This is a genomic window from Streptomyces alboflavus, assembly GCF_000716675.1.
Lineage (GTDB): Bacteria > Actinomycetota > Actinomycetes > Streptomycetales > Streptomycetaceae > Streptomyces > Streptomyces alboflavus.
In genome coordinates this window covers 193,014-208,825 of record NZ_JNXT01000003.1, presented here as the reverse complement: position 1 = coordinate 208,825, position 15,812 = coordinate 193,014, and the positions used below count along the sequence as shown (strand labels likewise).

The 15,812-nt window shown below is 72.9% G+C and carries 18 protein-coding genes; 6 read left to right on the top strand and 12 right to left on the bottom strand.

Annotation, left to right across the window (positions count from 1 at the left end; translation table 11 throughout):
- The first annotated feature begins 32 nt into the window (after positions 1-32).
- Together OO63_RS03740 and OO63_RS03735 are read left to right on the top strand one after the other, a co-directional pair.
- Positions 33-491, top strand: a complete 459-nt coding sequence (locus OO63_RS03740; protein WP_030356455.1) for an Lrp/AsnC family transcriptional regulator — start codon at positions 33-35, stop codon at positions 489-491.
- 194 nt (positions 492-685) lie between these two features.
- Entirely contained in the window at positions 686-1,093 is a 408-nt protein-coding gene (locus OO63_RS03735; RefSeq protein ID WP_030356454.1) for a rodlin, read from the top strand.
- 52 nt (positions 1,094-1,145) lie between these two features.
- Here OO63_RS03735 and OO63_RS03730 read toward each other — a convergent pair whose 3' ends face one another.
- The 3 genes from OO63_RS03730 to OO63_RS03720 all read right to left on the bottom strand — a co-directional run bounded on the left by OO63_RS03730 (position 1,146) and on the right by OO63_RS03720 (position 4,264).
- A complete protein-coding gene (locus tag OO63_RS03730) occupies positions 1,146-2,207 on the bottom strand; it encodes an aldo/keto reductase (RefSeq protein WP_030356453.1) in 1,062 nt (353 codons plus the stop codon).
- Positions 2,208-2,397: 190 nt separating this feature from the next.
- Positions 2,398-3,630 (bottom strand): GNAT family N-acetyltransferase, encoded by a 1,233-nt coding sequence (locus tag OO63_RS03725; protein ID WP_030356452.1) that lies wholly within the window; start codon positions 3,628-3,630, stop codon positions 2,398-2,400.
- A 157-nt stretch (positions 3,631-3,787) separates the two neighbouring features.
- Positions 3,788-4,264, bottom strand: coding sequence for a hypothetical protein (locus OO63_RS03720; protein ID WP_030356451.1), 477 nt, complete (start codon positions 4,262-4,264; stop codon positions 3,788-3,790).
- A 173-nt stretch (positions 4,265-4,437) separates the two neighbouring features.
- On the opposite strand from OO63_RS03720, the gene OO63_RS03715 reads away from it, so the two are divergent.
- Positions 4,438-5,640: a helix-turn-helix domain-containing protein gene (locus OO63_RS03715; protein WP_033263768.1), complete on the top strand. Its 1,203-nt coding sequence runs from the start codon at positions 4,438-4,440 to the stop codon at positions 5,638-5,640.
- 30 nt (positions 5,641-5,670) lie between these two features.
- On the opposite strand, the gene OO63_RS44490 is transcribed toward OO63_RS03715, so the two are convergent.
- The 8 genes from OO63_RS44490 to OO63_RS03675 all read right to left on the bottom strand — a co-directional run bounded on the left by OO63_RS44490 (position 5,671) and on the right by OO63_RS03675 (position 12,424).
- Positions 5,671-6,630 (bottom strand): helix-turn-helix domain-containing protein, encoded by a 960-nt coding sequence (locus OO63_RS44490; protein WP_030356449.1) that lies wholly within the window; start codon positions 6,628-6,630, stop codon positions 5,671-5,673.
- Complete coding sequence (locus OO63_RS44485; protein WP_078896035.1) at positions 6,537-7,199, bottom strand: S26 family signal peptidase; 663 nt, start codon at positions 7,197-7,199, stop codon at positions 6,537-6,539. The genes OO63_RS44490 and OO63_RS44485 overlap by 94 nt, the downstream gene beginning before the upstream one ends.
- Positions 7,196-9,085, bottom strand: coding sequence for an ABC transporter ATP-binding protein (locus OO63_RS03700; RefSeq protein WP_346009314.1), 1,890 nt, complete (start codon positions 9,083-9,085; stop codon positions 7,196-7,198). The genes OO63_RS44485 and OO63_RS03700 overlap by 4 nt, the downstream gene beginning before the upstream one ends.
- Positions 9,082-9,624, bottom strand: a complete 543-nt coding sequence (locus OO63_RS03695) for a TlpA family protein disulfide reductase (protein ID WP_030356446.1) — start codon at positions 9,622-9,624, stop codon at positions 9,082-9,084. The genes OO63_RS03700 and OO63_RS03695 overlap by 4 nt, the downstream gene beginning before the upstream one ends.
- A gap of 55 nt (positions 9,625-9,679) precedes the next feature.
- A complete protein-coding gene (locus OO63_RS42015) occupies positions 9,680-10,372 on the bottom strand; it encodes a MauE/DoxX family redox-associated membrane protein (RefSeq protein WP_051810511.1) in 693 nt (230 codons plus the stop codon).
- 136 nt (positions 10,373-10,508) lie between these two features.
- Positions 10,509-10,742 carry a hypothetical protein gene (locus OO63_RS03685; RefSeq protein WP_030356444.1) on the bottom strand — a complete coding sequence of 78 codons (234 nt, stop codon included), beginning with the start codon at positions 10,740-10,742 and terminating at the stop codon, positions 10,509-10,511.
- A 64-nt stretch (positions 10,743-10,806) separates the two neighbouring features.
- Positions 10,807-11,790 (bottom strand): helix-turn-helix domain-containing protein, encoded by a 984-nt coding sequence (locus OO63_RS03680; RefSeq protein WP_051810510.1) that lies wholly within the window; start codon positions 11,788-11,790, stop codon positions 10,807-10,809.
- A 139-nt stretch (positions 11,791-11,929) separates the two neighbouring features.
- Positions 11,930-12,424 (bottom strand): SRPBCC family protein, encoded by a 495-nt coding sequence (locus OO63_RS03675; RefSeq protein ID WP_030356442.1) that lies wholly within the window; start codon positions 12,422-12,424, stop codon positions 11,930-11,932.
- A 385-nt stretch (positions 12,425-12,809) separates the two neighbouring features.
- Between OO63_RS03675 and OO63_RS03670 the strand changes: the two genes are divergently transcribed.
- On the top strand, positions 12,810-13,073 hold the full coding sequence (locus tag OO63_RS03670; RefSeq protein ID WP_030356441.1) for a hypothetical protein: 264 nt from the start codon (positions 12,810-12,812) through the stop codon (positions 13,071-13,073).
- 72 nt (positions 13,074-13,145) lie between these two features.
- On the opposite strand, the gene OO63_RS03665 is transcribed toward OO63_RS03670, so the two are convergent.
- Positions 13,146-13,574: a nuclear transport factor 2 family protein gene (locus OO63_RS03665; RefSeq protein WP_030356440.1), complete on the bottom strand. Its 429-nt coding sequence runs from the start codon at positions 13,572-13,574 to the stop codon at positions 13,146-13,148.
- 136 nt (positions 13,575-13,710) lie between these two features.
- On the opposite strand from OO63_RS03665, the gene OO63_RS03660 reads away from it, so the two are divergent.
- Both OO63_RS03660 and OO63_RS03655 read left to right on the top strand, forming a co-directional pair.
- Positions 13,711-14,301 carry a TetR/AcrR family transcriptional regulator gene (locus OO63_RS03660; protein WP_030356439.1) on the top strand — a complete coding sequence of 197 codons (591 nt, stop codon included), beginning with the start codon at positions 13,711-13,713 and terminating at the stop codon, positions 14,299-14,301.
- Between the two features lie 103 nt (positions 14,302-14,404).
- Entirely contained in the window at positions 14,405-15,808 is a 1,404-nt protein-coding gene (locus tag OO63_RS03655; protein WP_030356438.1) for an NADP-dependent succinic semialdehyde dehydrogenase, read from the top strand.
- Positions 15,809-15,812: the final 4 nt, after the last annotated feature.

Sequence of the window (15,812 nt, the reverse complement as noted above, 5' to 3'; positions counted from 1 at the left end):
GGTCACTGACAGTCTTCAATGAATGGAATGCAATGGATCACATCGACCGTGCTCTGCTGGAGCGGCTCCAGCAGGACGCCACCCAGTCCTATGCCGCCCTCGGCCAGGCCGTGGGCCTCTCCGCCGGTGCCGCCCACGAGCGGGTACGGAAGCTGCGCGAGCGCGGCGTGATCCTGCGCACCGCGGCCGAGGTGGACCCGGCGGCGGTCGGCGGCGGCGTACTGGCCTTCGTGACGGTCGACTCGACCTCCTGGATGGGCGACGCCGCGGAGAGCTTCGCCGCGCTCCCCGAGGTCCTGGAGGCGCACGTCATCGCGGGCAGCGCGTCCGTCCTGGTGAAGGTCAGGACCGCGACCACACAGCAACTGCAGGACGTGCTGCGGCGGTTGTACGCGATCGACGGGGTCAGCGGCACGCAGGCGACGGTGGTCCTGGAGACGTTCTTCGAGCGGCCCGTGTCGCCCCTGACCGCAGCCGCCGAGCAGGACTGACCACGCGCCGGGAGGCCGCCGCGGCCCGGCGCCCCTTCCCGTGCCGCGTCAGCCGTTCGGCCTCATCACATGGGGTGATCGTCGTCATCCCCACCACGCCGACATCCTGCCAATGGGCGAATATCCCCCAACTCAGGGCATCGGAGGATGTATTGATTCATGTCTCCCTGACCGAAGCTCTGCACTGGAGTGACATGCACATCCGTAACCTCCCCTACGCCCTCAGCGTCGCCGCCATCGCCCTCACCGGGGCCACCGGGAGCGCCGCCGCCATCGGTGACGACGAGGGCACCTCCAGCCTGAGTGGCAACGGCGCCGAGCAGGCGTTCGGCAACAACGTCACCAAGGGGAACCTGAGCGCGCAGGGGGCCGCGGTCCAGGGCTCGTTGAACAAGCTCTGCCTCGGCGTGCCCGTCAAGGCGAACGCGGGCGCCATCGTCGGCATCCTCGTCCCGGTCGCGGTCCAGGACATCCCGGTCCTCTCGGCCCCGCAGAACCAGCAGTGCGCCGAGAACTCCACGCAGGGCAAGGGCGACGAGCCGGGGTCGCACATCCTCGAGGACATCTCCGCGCTCTCCGGCAACGGCGCGAACAACCACTGAGCCGAGTGTCCCGCGGGCCGCGTCGCGCGGCCCGCGGGGCGTCGCCCGAGGATCAGCGGCGGGCTTCGACCTTCATGTCGCCGTGGAGCAGCGTGCGGACGAAGTCACCGGCGAGCAGGGCGTGCGGGAATCCGAGGTCGATCGCGCTCGCCGCCTCGAGGCGGTCCAGTTGGGCGGCGGTGAAGTCGACCTCCAGGGCGCCGAGGTTGCTCTCCAGTTGGGCGGGGGTGCGGGCGCCGATGACGGGTGCCGTCACGGCCGGGTTCCGCAGGGTCCAGGCGAGGCCGACCTGGGCGGGCGTGCGGCCCAGCTCCGCGGCGACCTCCTTCACCACGTCGACGATCGCGAAATTGCGCTCGTTGAGCGCGCCGCCCGCGACGGTGACGCTCTTGCGGGTGCCGTCGGCGGCGGCGTCCGTCGCGGTCAGGTCCTCGCGGCTGTACTTGCCGGTGAGCACCCCGCCGCCGAGCGGTGACCACGGGACGACGCCCAGGCCGAGCTCGCGCGCCATGGGGATCAGGTCGCGTTCCCCGGCCCGCTCGATCAGGCTGTATTCGATCTGCAGCGCGACCAGCGGCGACCAGCCGCGCAGGTCGGCGACCGTCTGCATGCGCGCCACCTGCCAGGCCGGGGCGTTGGAGATCGCCACGTACAGGACCTTGCCCTGGCAGACCAGGTCGTCCAGGCCGCGCAGGATCTCCTCGACCGGCGTCACGGCGTCCCACAGGTGCAGATAGAGCAGGTCGACGTAGTCCGTCCGCAGCCGGCGCAGGCTGGTCTCCACCGAGGCGAACAGGTTCTTGCGGTGGCCGCCCCCCGAGTTGGGGTCGCCGGGGTGACGCAGGGTCGAGTACTTCGTCGCGAGGACCAGGCTCTCGCGGCGGCCGTGGGCGAATTCGCCCAGCAGCCGCTCGGAGCTGCCCTCGGTGTAGGTGCTCGCGGTGTCGATGAAGTTGCCGCCGCGCTCGACGTAGAGGTCGAACAGCTTGCGGGCCTCGTCCTGCTCGGCGCCCCAGCCCCACTCGGTGCCGAAGGTCGCCGCACCGAGCGCCAGCGGTGAGACCCGCAGCCCGGAGCGGCCGAGGAGCCGGTAGGTGTCGAGAGTGAGCGGCATCGTGTCCTCCTGTGCTTGATCCGTTGCCGGGAACAAGCCTGTGACGGCCGCGCGTCGGGGGTAAGGGAGAGACCTTCCTGGGACTGCCGGTCCTACCCTGGCCGCCGGGGAACGCGACGGTGGGGAACGGGGCCGTGGAGAACGGCGTGGTGGTGTGCGCGACGGTGATGCGCGGGGACGTGGTGCGCGGTCAGAACCAGTGCAGGCAGTACGGGGCGCGGTCGGTGCGGAACAGGGCGTCGGCGCGGGTGGCCGCGCCCGGGTGGTGAGCCCGGATGTGCCCGGCTCGTACGAGCGTGCTCGGGGCGGTGCCGCCGAGGTAGAGCGAGGCCAGGTCGCTCACGTCCAGGGACAGGTCGGGCTCCCGGTCCGTCGGGACGCAGTCGGCCTTGCCGTCCCTGACGGTCAGGAGATGGCGGCTCCGCTCGCCGAGGAAGGGGTCGTCGACGTCGAGGACGAGCTCGCCGTCCTCGAACCAGCCGCGGGCGGTGAGCGCGCGGGGGATGTCCAGGAGCCGTACCCAGAGCCCGTCGGTGTCGTCGCTCACCTGACCGGCCCGGAAGTCCGCGAGCCGCCAGCGCAGGGGGTGCTCGGGCGGGACGTTCTTGAACACGACCTGGGTGATCAGGTCGTGGCCCAGGACGAACCCGTCCAGGGCCGTGGCGGCGGCGTCGTCGACGGCGATGGTCTCGTCGACCGTCAAGGTGGTGGCGGGGTCGCCGAGCGCGTAGCTGGCGTAGCCGTCCGGGACGCCGTCGGCGTCGCGGTGCACGGCGACGTACCGGGGCGCCGGGGAGACCGGGGGCTGTCCCGCGCCCAGGGCCCACCAGCGGTGCGGCCGGGACAGGGCGCCGGGCTGGGCGCGGCGGTAGCGGTCGTAGACCTCTTCGAGGATCTCGCCGCACTCGCTGCGCCGCAGCACCTCGACGGAGCCGGTGTCCGCGCCGGTCGCCGCGGACGCGGCCGTTCCGTGCGCACGGGGCCGGGCGAGAGCGGCCTTGTGGCGCGGCACCGTGAGGCGCTGCGTGCGGGTCGCGGGTCCGTAGCCGAACCTGCGGTAGATCACGGCCTCGGACGCGAGCAGCACCGAGAGGAAATCGCCTCCGGCCCGCAGCTCGGTGAGCTGGTGCCGCATCAGTGCGCTGAGCACGCCCTGGCGTCGGTGCGAGGGCAGGACGCCGACGCAGGTGACCCCGGCGGCCGGGACGAGGACCTCTCCGGGCAGGGTCAGGTCGAAGGAGTACGCGGCGGCGGTGCCGACAGGGCGTCCGTCCTTCGCCACGGCGAACAGGCCGCGGTCCATCTCGAGGGCCGCCCACCAGAGGCCGCCGCCGGGCATGGCATCCCGAAACCGCCCGAACGCGGCGAGCATGGTGTCGACGAAGACGTCGAAGTCCTGGTCGGTCGTGGGGCGGATGTCCATGGCTGTCGTTGCCTCCCGGGGATACGCGCACCACTGCCCGTGGTGTCGCGCCTCAGTGCAACGTCACGCCGTGGCCGGGTCAATCGAATTACGGCCGGGCGGGCGTGCACGTCGCCCGCCCGGCCGCAGCGATCCGGTCTCGTCCTGTCCCGTCCCCTCAGGACGGGCGTTCCCGGTGGTACACCGACCAGTCGCTCGGCGGATATGTGGCCTCCGGTGCGGAGAGGGCCACCTCCACGGCGAGACCGATGTCGTCGGAGAAGAAGTCGTCGAGATCGCGGATCATCTCGAGGCCCCGCACGGTGCCCTCACCGAGCGGACGCTTCATGCGGTCCACCCCGGAGGGCACGCCCACCGGCGTCCGGCGGGCCATCGACACCGCGTGGTCGGCCCGCTTGTCCAGGCCGAACGCGATGTATCCGGCGCCCAGAGCGAGGTACTTGAGCGCGTCCTGCACACCCCGGGAGAGTTCACCGATCCCGTGCATGGTCTGCATGGGGCTGCCCGCTGAGCTGTCCCCGTACGGTGCCGGGCCGTGCAGTTCCTCCAGTCGTCTCCGCTCGCCCTCGAACAGCTCCAGAGCCTCGTTCAGCGCCCGGCCCACGCGGCCGAGTTCGCCCAGGTCATGGATCATGCGATGTGCCCTTCCCGTCAACTGCTGCGACTGTAGGGCCGATTGCGGTGCCCTCACGGGCTGTCGCGCACAGCAGACCGGTTGTAGTGACGGACTGCGGGATTTCGCACACAAACGGAACCGTGATTGATGCTTTCAGCGTCTCGGACCCGGGACCTGAGCACAGGACTGGAATGAGGCAGGTGGAGATGGCGTCGCTCGCGGAGCTGCTTCGGGAGTTCAAGGAGCGGTCCGGGCTCAGCTACGGAGTGCTGGCCAAGCGGCTCCAGATGAGTACGTCCACGTTGCACCGGTACTGCAACGGGGACGCGGTGCCCACCGACTTCGGGCCGGTGGAGCGGTTCGCCCGGCTCTGCGGGGCGACGCCGGAGGAGCTGGTGGAGGTCCACCGGCGGTGGATCCTCGCGGACGCGGACCGGGGGCGCAAGACGGAACCTCCGGCGGCCGGCGCCCCGGCACCCGCGCCGACGAAGAAACCGGAGCCGGCGCCACAGTCGGAGCCGGAGCCGATGAAGGAGCCCGAGCCCAAGGCCGAGCCTCCTCAGGAGACGGAAGCCGCCCCCGAGGCCGAACCCCAGCCCGCGCCCGTGTCGAGCCCCAGCCCCCCGACCGCCCCCTCGCCCCCGCCCCCCGTACGCAGACGCCGCCGGACCCTCGTCCTCGCGGCAACCGTCGCCACGGTACTCGGCATCGGCTCCGCCGCCCTCCTCATGAACGGCGGCGGTGACGACGACAAGGGCGCCGCAGCCGGTCGCGTGCGGAGCGAGGACTCCGGCGCGCCGCTGACCGCCCGCACCGAGCCGTACGCGTACGAGGACGGCTGCGCGCCCGGCTTCCTGGTGAACCGGAAGCCGGACGAGGTGCCGCAGCCGCCCGTCGAGCAGGACGCGCCGGGCTGGGTGGGCGACCTCGGCGCCGTGCCCGCAGGCGACCAGTACGTCGAGGTCACCGTGCAGGGCCTGGGCAAGGAGACCGTCGTCCTGCAGGACATGAACGTCCGCGTGCAGGGCACGGGCGCGCCGCTGGACTGGAACGCCTACCGGATGGGGTCCGGCTGCGGGGGCGAGGCGTCCACCCGGTCCTTCGCCGTCGACCTCGACGAGGCGGCCCCGCGTGTCACGACCAGGGCGGGCCAGCGCGACTTCCCGTACAAGGTCAGCGCGAGCGACCGCGAGGTGTTCCGCGTCAGGGCGAGCACGAAACTGCACGACGTGCGCTGGTACCTGGAGCTGGAGTGGTCCAGCGGCGACCGGCACAGCGTTCTGCGCGTCGACGACCAGGGCAAGCCGTTCCGCACCAGCAGCAAGGAGGGACGCCCCTCGTACAGCTGGCAGGACGCATCGACGTGGGAGCGGGAGGGGGCGCAGGACCGCTGAGCCCGTCTCCGGGGTCCTGCGGTGAAGGGCTCAGGGCGCCGGCTCGATGACGAAGACGTGGTGGGGCTTGGCCTCGCACGGCCGCATCACCACGGCGGTGTTCGCCGTCTTCGCGGCCCCCTTGACGGCCATGCACCCTTGGCCCTCCACCCGCAGGGTGTACCGGCGGCTGCCGTCCGCACCGGTGGGTTCGATGTGGAAGCGGCTGGCCTGGTCGCAGGCCTCCCACGGCTCCAGCAGTCCGGCGACAGCCGTGCCGTCCAGGGCCTTCAGGCACGCGCGACCGTGATCGGGGTGGTACCAGCGGATCCGGTAGTTGCTCCCGCCCAGCGGTTCCAGCAGGGTCTCCTGCGGGGCCGTTTCGCCGCAGGGGCGCTGGACGGCCACCAGCGGTTCGTACCCGCGCACCCGGCCGTCCGTGACGCACATCCCGTCGGCGACGACGGGACGGATCTGCACCCGTCCTCCCGGCAGGCGCGGCCAGACGCTCGCGCTCGCCGCCGCCGGGCCGCCGTCTCCCCCGTTCCCCGCCTTGCCTCCGCCACCGGCGTCCCCGGTGGAAAGGACCGACCAGGCGGTGACGGCCGCCGTGAGGGCCGCCACCGCCATCGCGACCACCACGACGCGGGACGGGACACGCAGCCGCAGTATGTTCACCAACACGTTCACAGGGAACCTGGCCCGCTCGTCGACTGCCGTGGGCCCGGCCCCCTTTCGCGCGAGGGCCTCCCACGCCTCGATCCACTCGTCCGCGCGCCCGGCGTCCCCGCACGCCCGCACGAACGCGCCCAGCAACTCGGGGCGGGGCGCACGCCGTCCACCGAGCACCTCCGCGAGCGTGCTGCGCGCCAGCACCTCGCCCCGTTCGGCAGCCCGCTCCTCCAGCTGTCGGTACGTCAGGCCCGACCGCTCCTTGAGGTCCCGCAGGGCCGCGACGAACTCCTCGGCGGTGGTGGCCTGTTGAGGACCTGAGTCACCCTTCTCCCCCATGGCCGCCATAGTCGCCTCGCACGCCGCGTGCGGGCAACCCGCTGCGTCGACTCCGGGACAGCATCCGGGGTGCGGCCGCGCTGTCGTTGGCTGCGGGGGCGCGGGGGTGGGGTGCGGCCTCCGACCACCGTGCCGAGGACGCGTTCCACGGCGAAGTAGCCCGCGTGGCGCGAGTCGTAGCTGTGCTCCGGGTTGTCGCCGAGGAGCACGAGGCGGCCGGGCGGCACGAGGGGGCCTGCCGCCGGGTCCAGGCCCGGGACGCGGTCCAGCGGGGCCGGGTCGCCGGGGACGGCGGCCACGCGTTTGATGATCCACCGTCCGTCCGGCACCGCGTGATCCACCGCTGCCGGGCGCCCGCTCCCACGCGGTGAGTGGTCCGCGAGCACGACCACCCGCCCCACCGTGATGCTGCCGCCGCGGTGTACGAGGACCCGGGTTCCGTCCTCGTACACCGGCTCCATGCTGCTGCCGCGCACGGTCACCCGGACCACTGCGTGCCGCAGCAGCACCGCGACGCCCGCGAGGCCGAGGGCGGCGGCGGACGCGGCCCGGTAGCCGCGGGGGGTCATCGGTGGACCGCTTCCTCGACGGCGGGCCCGCTCTCCGCGGTCCGGTAGCCCGACGCCTGCAGGGTGAACAGCCGCGCGTACTCCCCGCACGCCGCCATGAGGTCGGTGTGGCTGCCCTGTTCGACGACCTGTCCCCCGGCCAGGACCACGATCACGTCGGCCTCCCTGACGGAGCCGAGGCGGTGGGAGATCAGCAGGCTGGTCCGGCCGCGGCGGTGCGCCCGCAGCGCCTCCTGGATCTCCGCCTCCGCCTGCGCGTCGAGGCCGGACGCCGGTTCGTCGAGGACCATCAGGTCCCGCTCGTCCCGCAGGAACGCGCGGGCCAGCGCGAGGCGCTGCCACTGGCCGCCCGAGAGCACGACGCCGGTGGCCGCCTCACCGTCCTCCGACAGCGTGGGGAAGCGCCGGGACAGCAGGGTGTCGTACTGCCGGGGCAGCGTGGACAACTTGCGGTGGATCCCGGCCCGCGCGGCCGCCCCCTGGATCCGTCCGGTGTCGTCGAAGGCGTCCAGGTCGCCGAGGCCGATGTTCTCGGCGGCCGTCATGTCGTACGCCATGTAGTCCTGGAACGCCGCGCCGATCCGCGTGCGCAGCTGCGCCGGGTCGGCGTCGCGCAGGTCGACGCCGTCCCAGAGGATCGTCCCGCACGTCGGGTCGTAGAACCGGCACAGGAGCTTGACCAGGGTGGACTTGCCGGAGCCGTTCAGTCCCACGAGCGCGAGGGACTCGCCGTGCCGGAGCCGGAAGCTGACCCCGCGCAGCACCCAGGGGTGTTCGTCGGAGTACCGGAACCACACGTCGCGGAACTCGACGCCCTGACGCAGCGCGGGCAGCGGGGCCGGGGCGGCGGCCACCGGCAGGTCCGGGGCGCAGCCGACGATGTCCAGATAGTGCTCGAACAGCATCAGGGCCTCGTGGCAGCCCGCGACGTGTCCCGCGACGGCGGTGAGCGCCGCCTGCACCCCGGCCACCGCCGCGATGAAGATCGCGATGTCGCCCACGGAGAGGTGCCCCGAGCGCGCCGCCAGGACGGCCCACACCACTCCCCCGCCGGAGACCAGCGCGGCGAGCAGCGCGAGCCCGGACTGGACGAGTGCTTCCCGCCGGTCGAGGTGCGCGTTGGCCGCGTTGACCGTGCGGCGGTCCGTGAGCATCCTGCCCTGGAGGAAGGCGCCGATGCCGAAGAGCCGGACCTCCTTGGCGGCTTCGACGGTCGAGAGGAGCTGGCTGTAGAAGACCTCCCGTCGTTCCGTGGGCCCCATGTCCCAGTGCAGGCGCACCCGTTGGCGGGACAGGAGCAGTTCGGCGACGAGCGCGGGCGCTCCCGCGAGGAGCACCAGCGCGGTCATGGTGGGGCTGAGGACGAAGAGCGAGCCGAGGAAGCCGGTGACCGTGAGCGCGGACTGGACCAGGCCGAGGATGCCGTTGACCGCCTGTCCTGGTCCGGTGCTGCTCGCGTACTGGGCGAGGCGCAGCCGGTCGAGGAAGGCGGGGCTCTCGAACCGTTCGAGCCCCACGAATCCGTTGACGGCCGTGGACAGGCGGGCCTGTGTCAGGAGGCCGATGGCGCGGTCGAGTTGGGCCCGCAGGTACTGGTTGACGTGCCCGGTCACCGCGGTCACCACGCCGACGCCCGCGAGTCCCGCCGCGAGGCCGACGAGCGCGGCCGTCGACGCGCCGCCGTCCGTGAGGCCGTCCAGGGCGAGCTTGGTCAGCCACGCGCCCGCCACGGGCAGCGCGCCCGCGGCGAGCGTCAGGAGGACGTGGCCGGTGAAGACCGCGGGTGCCGACCGTGCCGCAAGGGCGACGGCCGCCGCCGCGTACCGGGGAAGGCGCATGCGGCCCGCCCGCTCCGTGCCGGGGGCGGGGAGCGTGGATCCGGTCACGCGGGCAGGTCGGCCGGGCGGGCCAGCGTCACGTCGTCGTCCACGACGGCGTACCGGCCCTCGGCGTCACGGTCGGCGCGCAGGACGCTCGGCAGGGCCCGGATCCGGAACGCGGTGGCGAGGGCGCCGCCGGACTCCTCGACGACGACGTGTGCGACGCCGCTCAGCTCGGCCACGAACGCGGCGGCCCCGTCGGCGTCGCCGACGACGGTGGCGATCACCGAGGAGCGGCCGCCCGGCTCCTGCCGCGCGTACTCGACGAAGCGGGGCAGCTTGTCCCGGCAGGGCTCGCAGGTCGGGGAGAAGAAGCCGAACAGGACGGGACCGGAAAGCAGGTCGCGCACCAGGGGTTCCCCGAGGGTGCTCGTCGTGTCGAACTCTCCCACCTCTTCGCCCACTTCGAGCTGGGACGGCTCTCCCCGCGCGGCGGCGAGCAACTGGGTGTGCTCCCGCAGCCGTTTGACGACACCGAGGGTGAGGACCAGGTTCAGCGCGCAGAGGATTCCGACGAGGGTCACAGCGGCGGACAGGACGGGCATGACGGCTCCTTGGCTCCTTGGTGGGCGTGCGGGGGCGGCGGGCGTGCGGGTCGGCTCAGTGGGCGTGCGAGCCCGCGGTGCGCGGGGTCGCGGGCAGTGGCCGGAAGAGGGCGAGGAGGTGGTCGAGCTGGGTGACGAGGGCTCCGGCGACGAGCCCCGCGCCCCCGGCCACCAGCGCACCGCCCGGCGGAACGCTCTCTGCCGTCGGTGCGGCGAGTGCCCCGGCCAGCGCGAGGGCGCAGAGCACGGTGTTGCGTACGAGGTGGAGGGTGCCGAGCGGGGTCGAGGAAGCGCCGAAGCAGCGGCAGGGGGCGGTGACTCCCCGGCGCAGGGCCGCCGCGACGCCCACGGTGAAGGCCGCCAAGAGGGCGGCGGCGACGAGGAGTCCGGCCGTCGTGGCGCCCCGCGCCGGTGCGGCAAGGAGCACGCACACGGCCGCTTCCCCGGCGATGACGGTCACGGCGACCGGGCGGACGAGGGCGGGCGGCACGACGCGGAGGGACCGGACGGAGGCGAGGAAGGCGGCGAAGGCGGCGCCTCTGGCCCCACTCCGTGTCGCCCCGTCCTTGCCCCCACGCCGCGCCCGGCCCTTCGCCCCGCCCCGCGCCCCGTCCTTCGCCCCGTCCTTCGCCCCGTCCTTCGCCCCGTCCTTCGCCCCGTCCTTCGCCCCGCCGGCGACCTTGCCGACGACGGACACCAGGAACACCAGCCCCAGCAGTGCGCGGGCTCCCGCGATCAGGTACTCCATGGGTCGTCCTCCGAGGGCGCGGGGGTCGGGCGAGCCGGTGGCCACGGCGTCGTGGGCGCGGGGCTCGCGTGGCGGGAGGGAGCCGTGCGGTGGGCGGGCACCCACCGCACGGCGGTCACGACGGGACAGCCCGATGTCAGGCGCACGTCCCTGAGCCGGGGGTGCAGTTGGCGCAGCGGTCGAAGATCCAGGGGCCGCCGCCGCACGGCCGCTTCCTGTACCAGCGGTGCCCGGTCGACGCGCAGCCGGACGTGGGGCCGCCCTGCACACACTCGCGACACGTGCACGCGGCCTCCGCGGCGGACGCCTCCACCGTGGGCACCAGGCGGTCCAGCATCCTGCTGCCCAGCCCTTCGAGCTTTCGGAACATGTCTCGCTCCTTAGGGGTCGTGGGGCACCGTGCAGATGCCCCTGCCACGAGAGTGCGGGCACGGCTACGGGGCTGTCGTTGTTCCCGGGCGCAGGGTGGTTGTCGATGCGTGCGACGTCGCCCGGCGCCGGAAGTCGCGCGGCGCGGTGCCGTACGCGGACCGGAACGCCCGGCTGAAGTGCGCCTTGTCGGGGAAGCCCCAGCGTGCGGCGATGGAGTGGATCGGCTGCCCCGCGAGCCGCGGGTCGGCGAGGTCACGCCGGCACCGTTCGAGCCGTTCCTGCCGGATCCAGGCGGCCACGGTGAGGCCGTCCTCCTCGAAGAGGCTGTAGAGGGTGCGCCGGGACATCTGGTGGGCCGCCGCGATGTCGTCGGGGGTGAGGGGGTCGGCGAGGTGGCGTCGGACGAACTGCCGGATCTGCGTGCGGAGGGCTTGTCTGCGGTCCTCGGGGAGCAGGGCGTCGTCGGGGCTGGCGGCGCCGCGGAGCACGGAGGCGATCAGGCTCGTGGTGACGTCGGTGAGGAACGGGCCGTCGGCCTGGGCGAATTCGTGCGCGCGGGCCGTGATGTCGGACAGCCAGCGCGACAGCGCGACGCCCATGCCGGGACCGAGGGGGACGGGAGCGACGTGGAGCCGCTGCACGCTGCGCGGCGGCAACTGCAGGACGGCGCGCGAGAATTGGACGATCACGAAGGAATGGGCTCCGGTGGGGCCGTCGAACTGCCCGCTGTAGGGCCGGGAGCTGTCCATCAGCACCATCTGCCCGGCGCCGACGCGGGTGCGGCGCCGCCCGGTGTCGAGGGTGGCCTGGCCTCTGCGCATGTGGAGCACGTGGCAGACCTGGGGGTCGTAGCGGTGGATGAGCCGCACGGTGCGGGCGAAACTGGTCGGTGGGCACGCCAGGGCCGCGACCCACACGCCGCCGAGGTGCAGGGCCCGAAGGCCCGCCCGTAATCGCGGCGGCCCGGCGGACCGCAGCGCCGGAACGTGCCACAGTCCCGCGATCTCGTCCAGCACCGCGCGGTGCGGCCGGAGCGTTCGGGCCATGCGGATGCCTCCCTCTGGTGCGCCGTGATGGTGGGGTGCGCACCCCGGGGAGGGGGCGCTGCCATCAGGCTGGAGGGAAGGGCGCCTTGAGGCACGGGATGATCTGTCCGGGACGTGTCCGGGACAGCATGCGCCATCCTTATGCCCCGTTTCGCCCCGATACGGACGCGAGCTCGGCCAGGTGGGCCAGCGAGTTGGTGAGGTGTTCGGGGCCGAACGGCGGGAACTCGAGGTACTCGCGGACGGACTGCGGGACCGCCGACCAGTCGTAGGTGAGCGTGACCTCGGTCGCGGACGGGCGAAGCGGCGTCAGGTCGTAGCGCCAGAACCAGCCCCCGAACTCCAGGTGGCCGTCGCCCTTGGGGTCGTACCCCGTCAGCCAGCCGATGGCGTGCGGCGGGTCGAGGACGTGGACCTTGTTGGCCACCTGGTAGTCGCCGTCGGGGTGGCCGGGGTGGTACATGTCCATCCGGAAGATCTGCCCCACCTCGCTCAACCGCGCCCGGTCGACGGGTTCCTGGACCCAGCCGGTGCCGTCGATCGCGGCATGGGTCGTCGGGTCCGCGAGGACCGCGAACACCCCCGCGATCGGCACGGCGATCGTGAGGGTGGCGCTCACGTTCTCCTCGGCCATGGTGTGCACGCTCCTTGTCGTCTCGTCCTCCCCCCCTGCCGCAGGCGCGAGGGGACGTGCCCACCATGCAGACGGCTCGGTGCCGCGGAACTCATCGGTCGGGGCCCTCCCGACCACCACCCCCGGTGTGGGATGGTCCAGACCTGACCGGAATCACACGCCGACGGCGGCCTGCCGTGGCACCCGCGACCCCTGTCCGGCGCGAGACGCCCCGTACCCCTTCACGTGATGCGCACATAATCAGCCGCGATATCCGGATATCAGTCAATTCACCACGGAATACGCACTTCCCGTTGCCCGGCCCAACAGGTCTGGACCAGTCTCCCTTCAGCCGACGGTGCACGGGCCCCGTCGGCACCTGACCACAAAGGGAGGGCTCACCGTCATGCCCCTGCGCAAGCTGCTCGCCACCGCGGGCGCCGCCGCGGCCATCGCCGGCGCCGGAGTACTGGCCGCTCCGGCGGCCCAGGCCGACACGGTGTCGGCCGCGACCATCCGTCCGACGGCGTGGATCCCCTGGGGTACGTACGCGGATCCGGCCAGTTGCCACCACGCGGGCCAGTGGGCGGTCCAGAACGCCGGAGCGTCCAACTACACCTGCTCCCAGACCGCGCACAACCAGTACGCGTTGTACATCTACCGCGTCTGACGCCCGCACACGGACAGCGCGAGCGCCCGCAGCCGGTTCCCCGGCGGCGGGCGCACCCTCGCCCCCCTCCGGCTACTCCCGCCGCTCGGGTTCAGGAGCCGTCGGCGTGTCGGCGACGATCCGGGTGCAGCCGTGGGACTCGGCCATCCGGCCGTCCGGCGTGAAGGTGTAGAACGCCACGACCTCCGTCGCGATCCGCTTCTTGCGCGTCGCCGCGTGGATGGTGAGGCGTGCCGCGATCCGGTCGCCGTCCGCGATGGCCTCGTGCACCTCGAACCGGGCCTCGTCGTCCGGCGCCAGGTTCTTGCGCACGGGGCGGATATGGGCGAGGAGCTTGTCCCAGTCCAGGCGGATGCCGTCGCTCACCATCACGATGTCGGGCGCGTAGAAGCGGGCCATGGCCGGGGCCGGGTCGTGGTCGCCCCGCACGACCTGCTCGTGGAACGTGGTGAAGAAGTCGGTGATGAACTGCTCGGGCGTACTCTCGGCCAGCGGCTTCACGGTTGTCCTCCCCGGATGCGCGGCAGGGCGCCTCCTCCGGGCGCGGCACGGCAGGGCGGCCCGCGCACCACCACCCCGCCAACTCTTACAGCCTGTAAGATATGAAGCGCCCGGCAACTTTGACAAGGTGTAAGAGTTGAGTTCTCCTCCACGGCGCCGCGCCGACGCCGAACGCAGTCGTGCCGCCGTCCTCGACGCGGCCGTCCAGCTCCTCGGCGAGCGCCCCGACGCGGGCATGGCCGCCGTCGCGACCGCCGCCGGAGTCACCCGGCAGACCGTCTACGCCCACTTCTCCTCCCGGGACGACCTGCTCACGGCGGTCGTCGACCGCGTGACGGAGCGGGTGGCGGAGGCGATGGACGCCGTGCGCGCCGACGAGGGCCCGGCGCCGGACGCGCTCGTCCGGCTGCTCGACGCGGCCCGGCGCACCGCCGGGGCGTACCCGGCGCTGGTGCACCTCGGAGCCCGTCCGGCGCCGCCCGAGGAGGACCGGGCTCGCCACCGGCCGATCGCCGACCGGATCGCGCGCGTCCTTCGACGCGGGCGTGCCGGCGGCGAGTTCGACCCGGAGCCCGCGCTCTCCTGGCAGGTGGCGGCCGTGATCGCACTGAGCCATGCCACGGTGGAGGAGATCCGGGCCGGCCGCGTACCCGCCGACGACGCCACCGCGGCCCTCCACTCCGGGCTGCTGAGACTCCTCGCTCCGGACACCCCCGGGAGACCCTGACCCCGCGGGCCGCCCCGGGCCCGCCGCGCCCTCCGCGTTGCGCCCGCACGCCCGACGCGACAAGGTCGAAGCATCGGGTGAGACCTACCAGGAGGGCAGGCGTATGCCCATCGCAACGGTGAATCCGGCGACCGGTGAGACCGAGCGGACCTTCGCACCACTGGATACCGAGGACGTCGAAGTGTGCCTCGCCCGGGCGGCGGTGACCTTCGAGCACTACCGCACCACCTCCTTCGCCGACCGCGCCGCCCTCCTGCGCCGCGCCGCCGACCTCCTCGACGAGGACACGGACGCCGTCGCGCGCACCATGACCACGGAGATGGGCAAGCCAATCGCGGCCGCCCGCGCCGAGGCCGGGAAGTGCGCCAAGACCATGCGCTGGTACGCCGACCACGCCGAGGAGCTGCTGGCCGACGAGTACCCCGACGACGAGGACGTGCGCGACTCCGGCGCGGCCAAGGTGTTCGTGCGCTACCGGCCGGTCGGTGTGGTCCTCGCCGTGATGCCGTGGAACTTCCCGCTCTGGCAGGTCGTGCGGTTCGCCGCACCCGCCCTGATGGCGGGCAACGTCGGACTGCTCAAACACGCCTCGAACGTGCCGCAGACCGCCTTGTACCTGGCCGACCTCTTCCGCCGCGCGGGCTTCGACGAGGGCTGCTTCCAGACGCTGCTCATCGGTTCCGGCGCCGTCGAGGACGTCCTGCGCGATCCGCGTGTCGCCGCCGCCACGCTCACCGGCAGCGAGGGCGCGGGCCGGGCCGTCGCCTCGGTCGCCGGGGACGAGATCAAGAAGACCGTCCTGGAGCTTGGCGGCAGCGATCCGTTCGTCGTGATGCCGTCGGCCGACGTGGACGCCGCCGCGCGTACCGCCGTCACGGCGCGCGTGCAGAACGCGGGCCAGTCCTGCATCGCCGCCAAGCGGTTCATCGTGCATACCGACGTCCACGACGCGTTCCTCGACCGGTTCACCGCGGGCATGCGGGAGCTGACCGTCGGCGACCCGCTGGCCGAGGGCACCGACGTGGGCCCGCTGTCCAGCGCGCAGGGCCGGGCCGACCTGGAGGAACTTGTCGAGGACGCCGTGCGCCGTGGCGCCGTCACGCACTGCGGCGGACAGCGGCCCAAGGGGCTCGACCAGCGGATGAGCGAGGGATACTTCTACGAGCCGACCGTGCTGTCCGGCATCACCCCCGACATGCGGATCCACCGCGAGGAGACCTTCGGCCCCGTGGCCACCGTCTACCGGGTCGCGGACCTGGACGAGGCGGTGTCCGTCGCCAACGACACGTCCTTCGGCCTGAGTTCCAACGCCTGGACCGACGACCCGGCCGAACAGGAGCGTTTCGTACGCGATCTCCAGGCAGGAGGCGTCTTCTTCAACGGCATGACCGCCTCGCACCCGGCGTTCCCGTTCGGCGGCGTCAGGCGCTCCGGGTACGGCCGTGAGCTGGCGGGCCACGGCATCAAGGAGTTCTGCAACGCCACCACGGTGTGGTTCGGCGCCTGAGGCG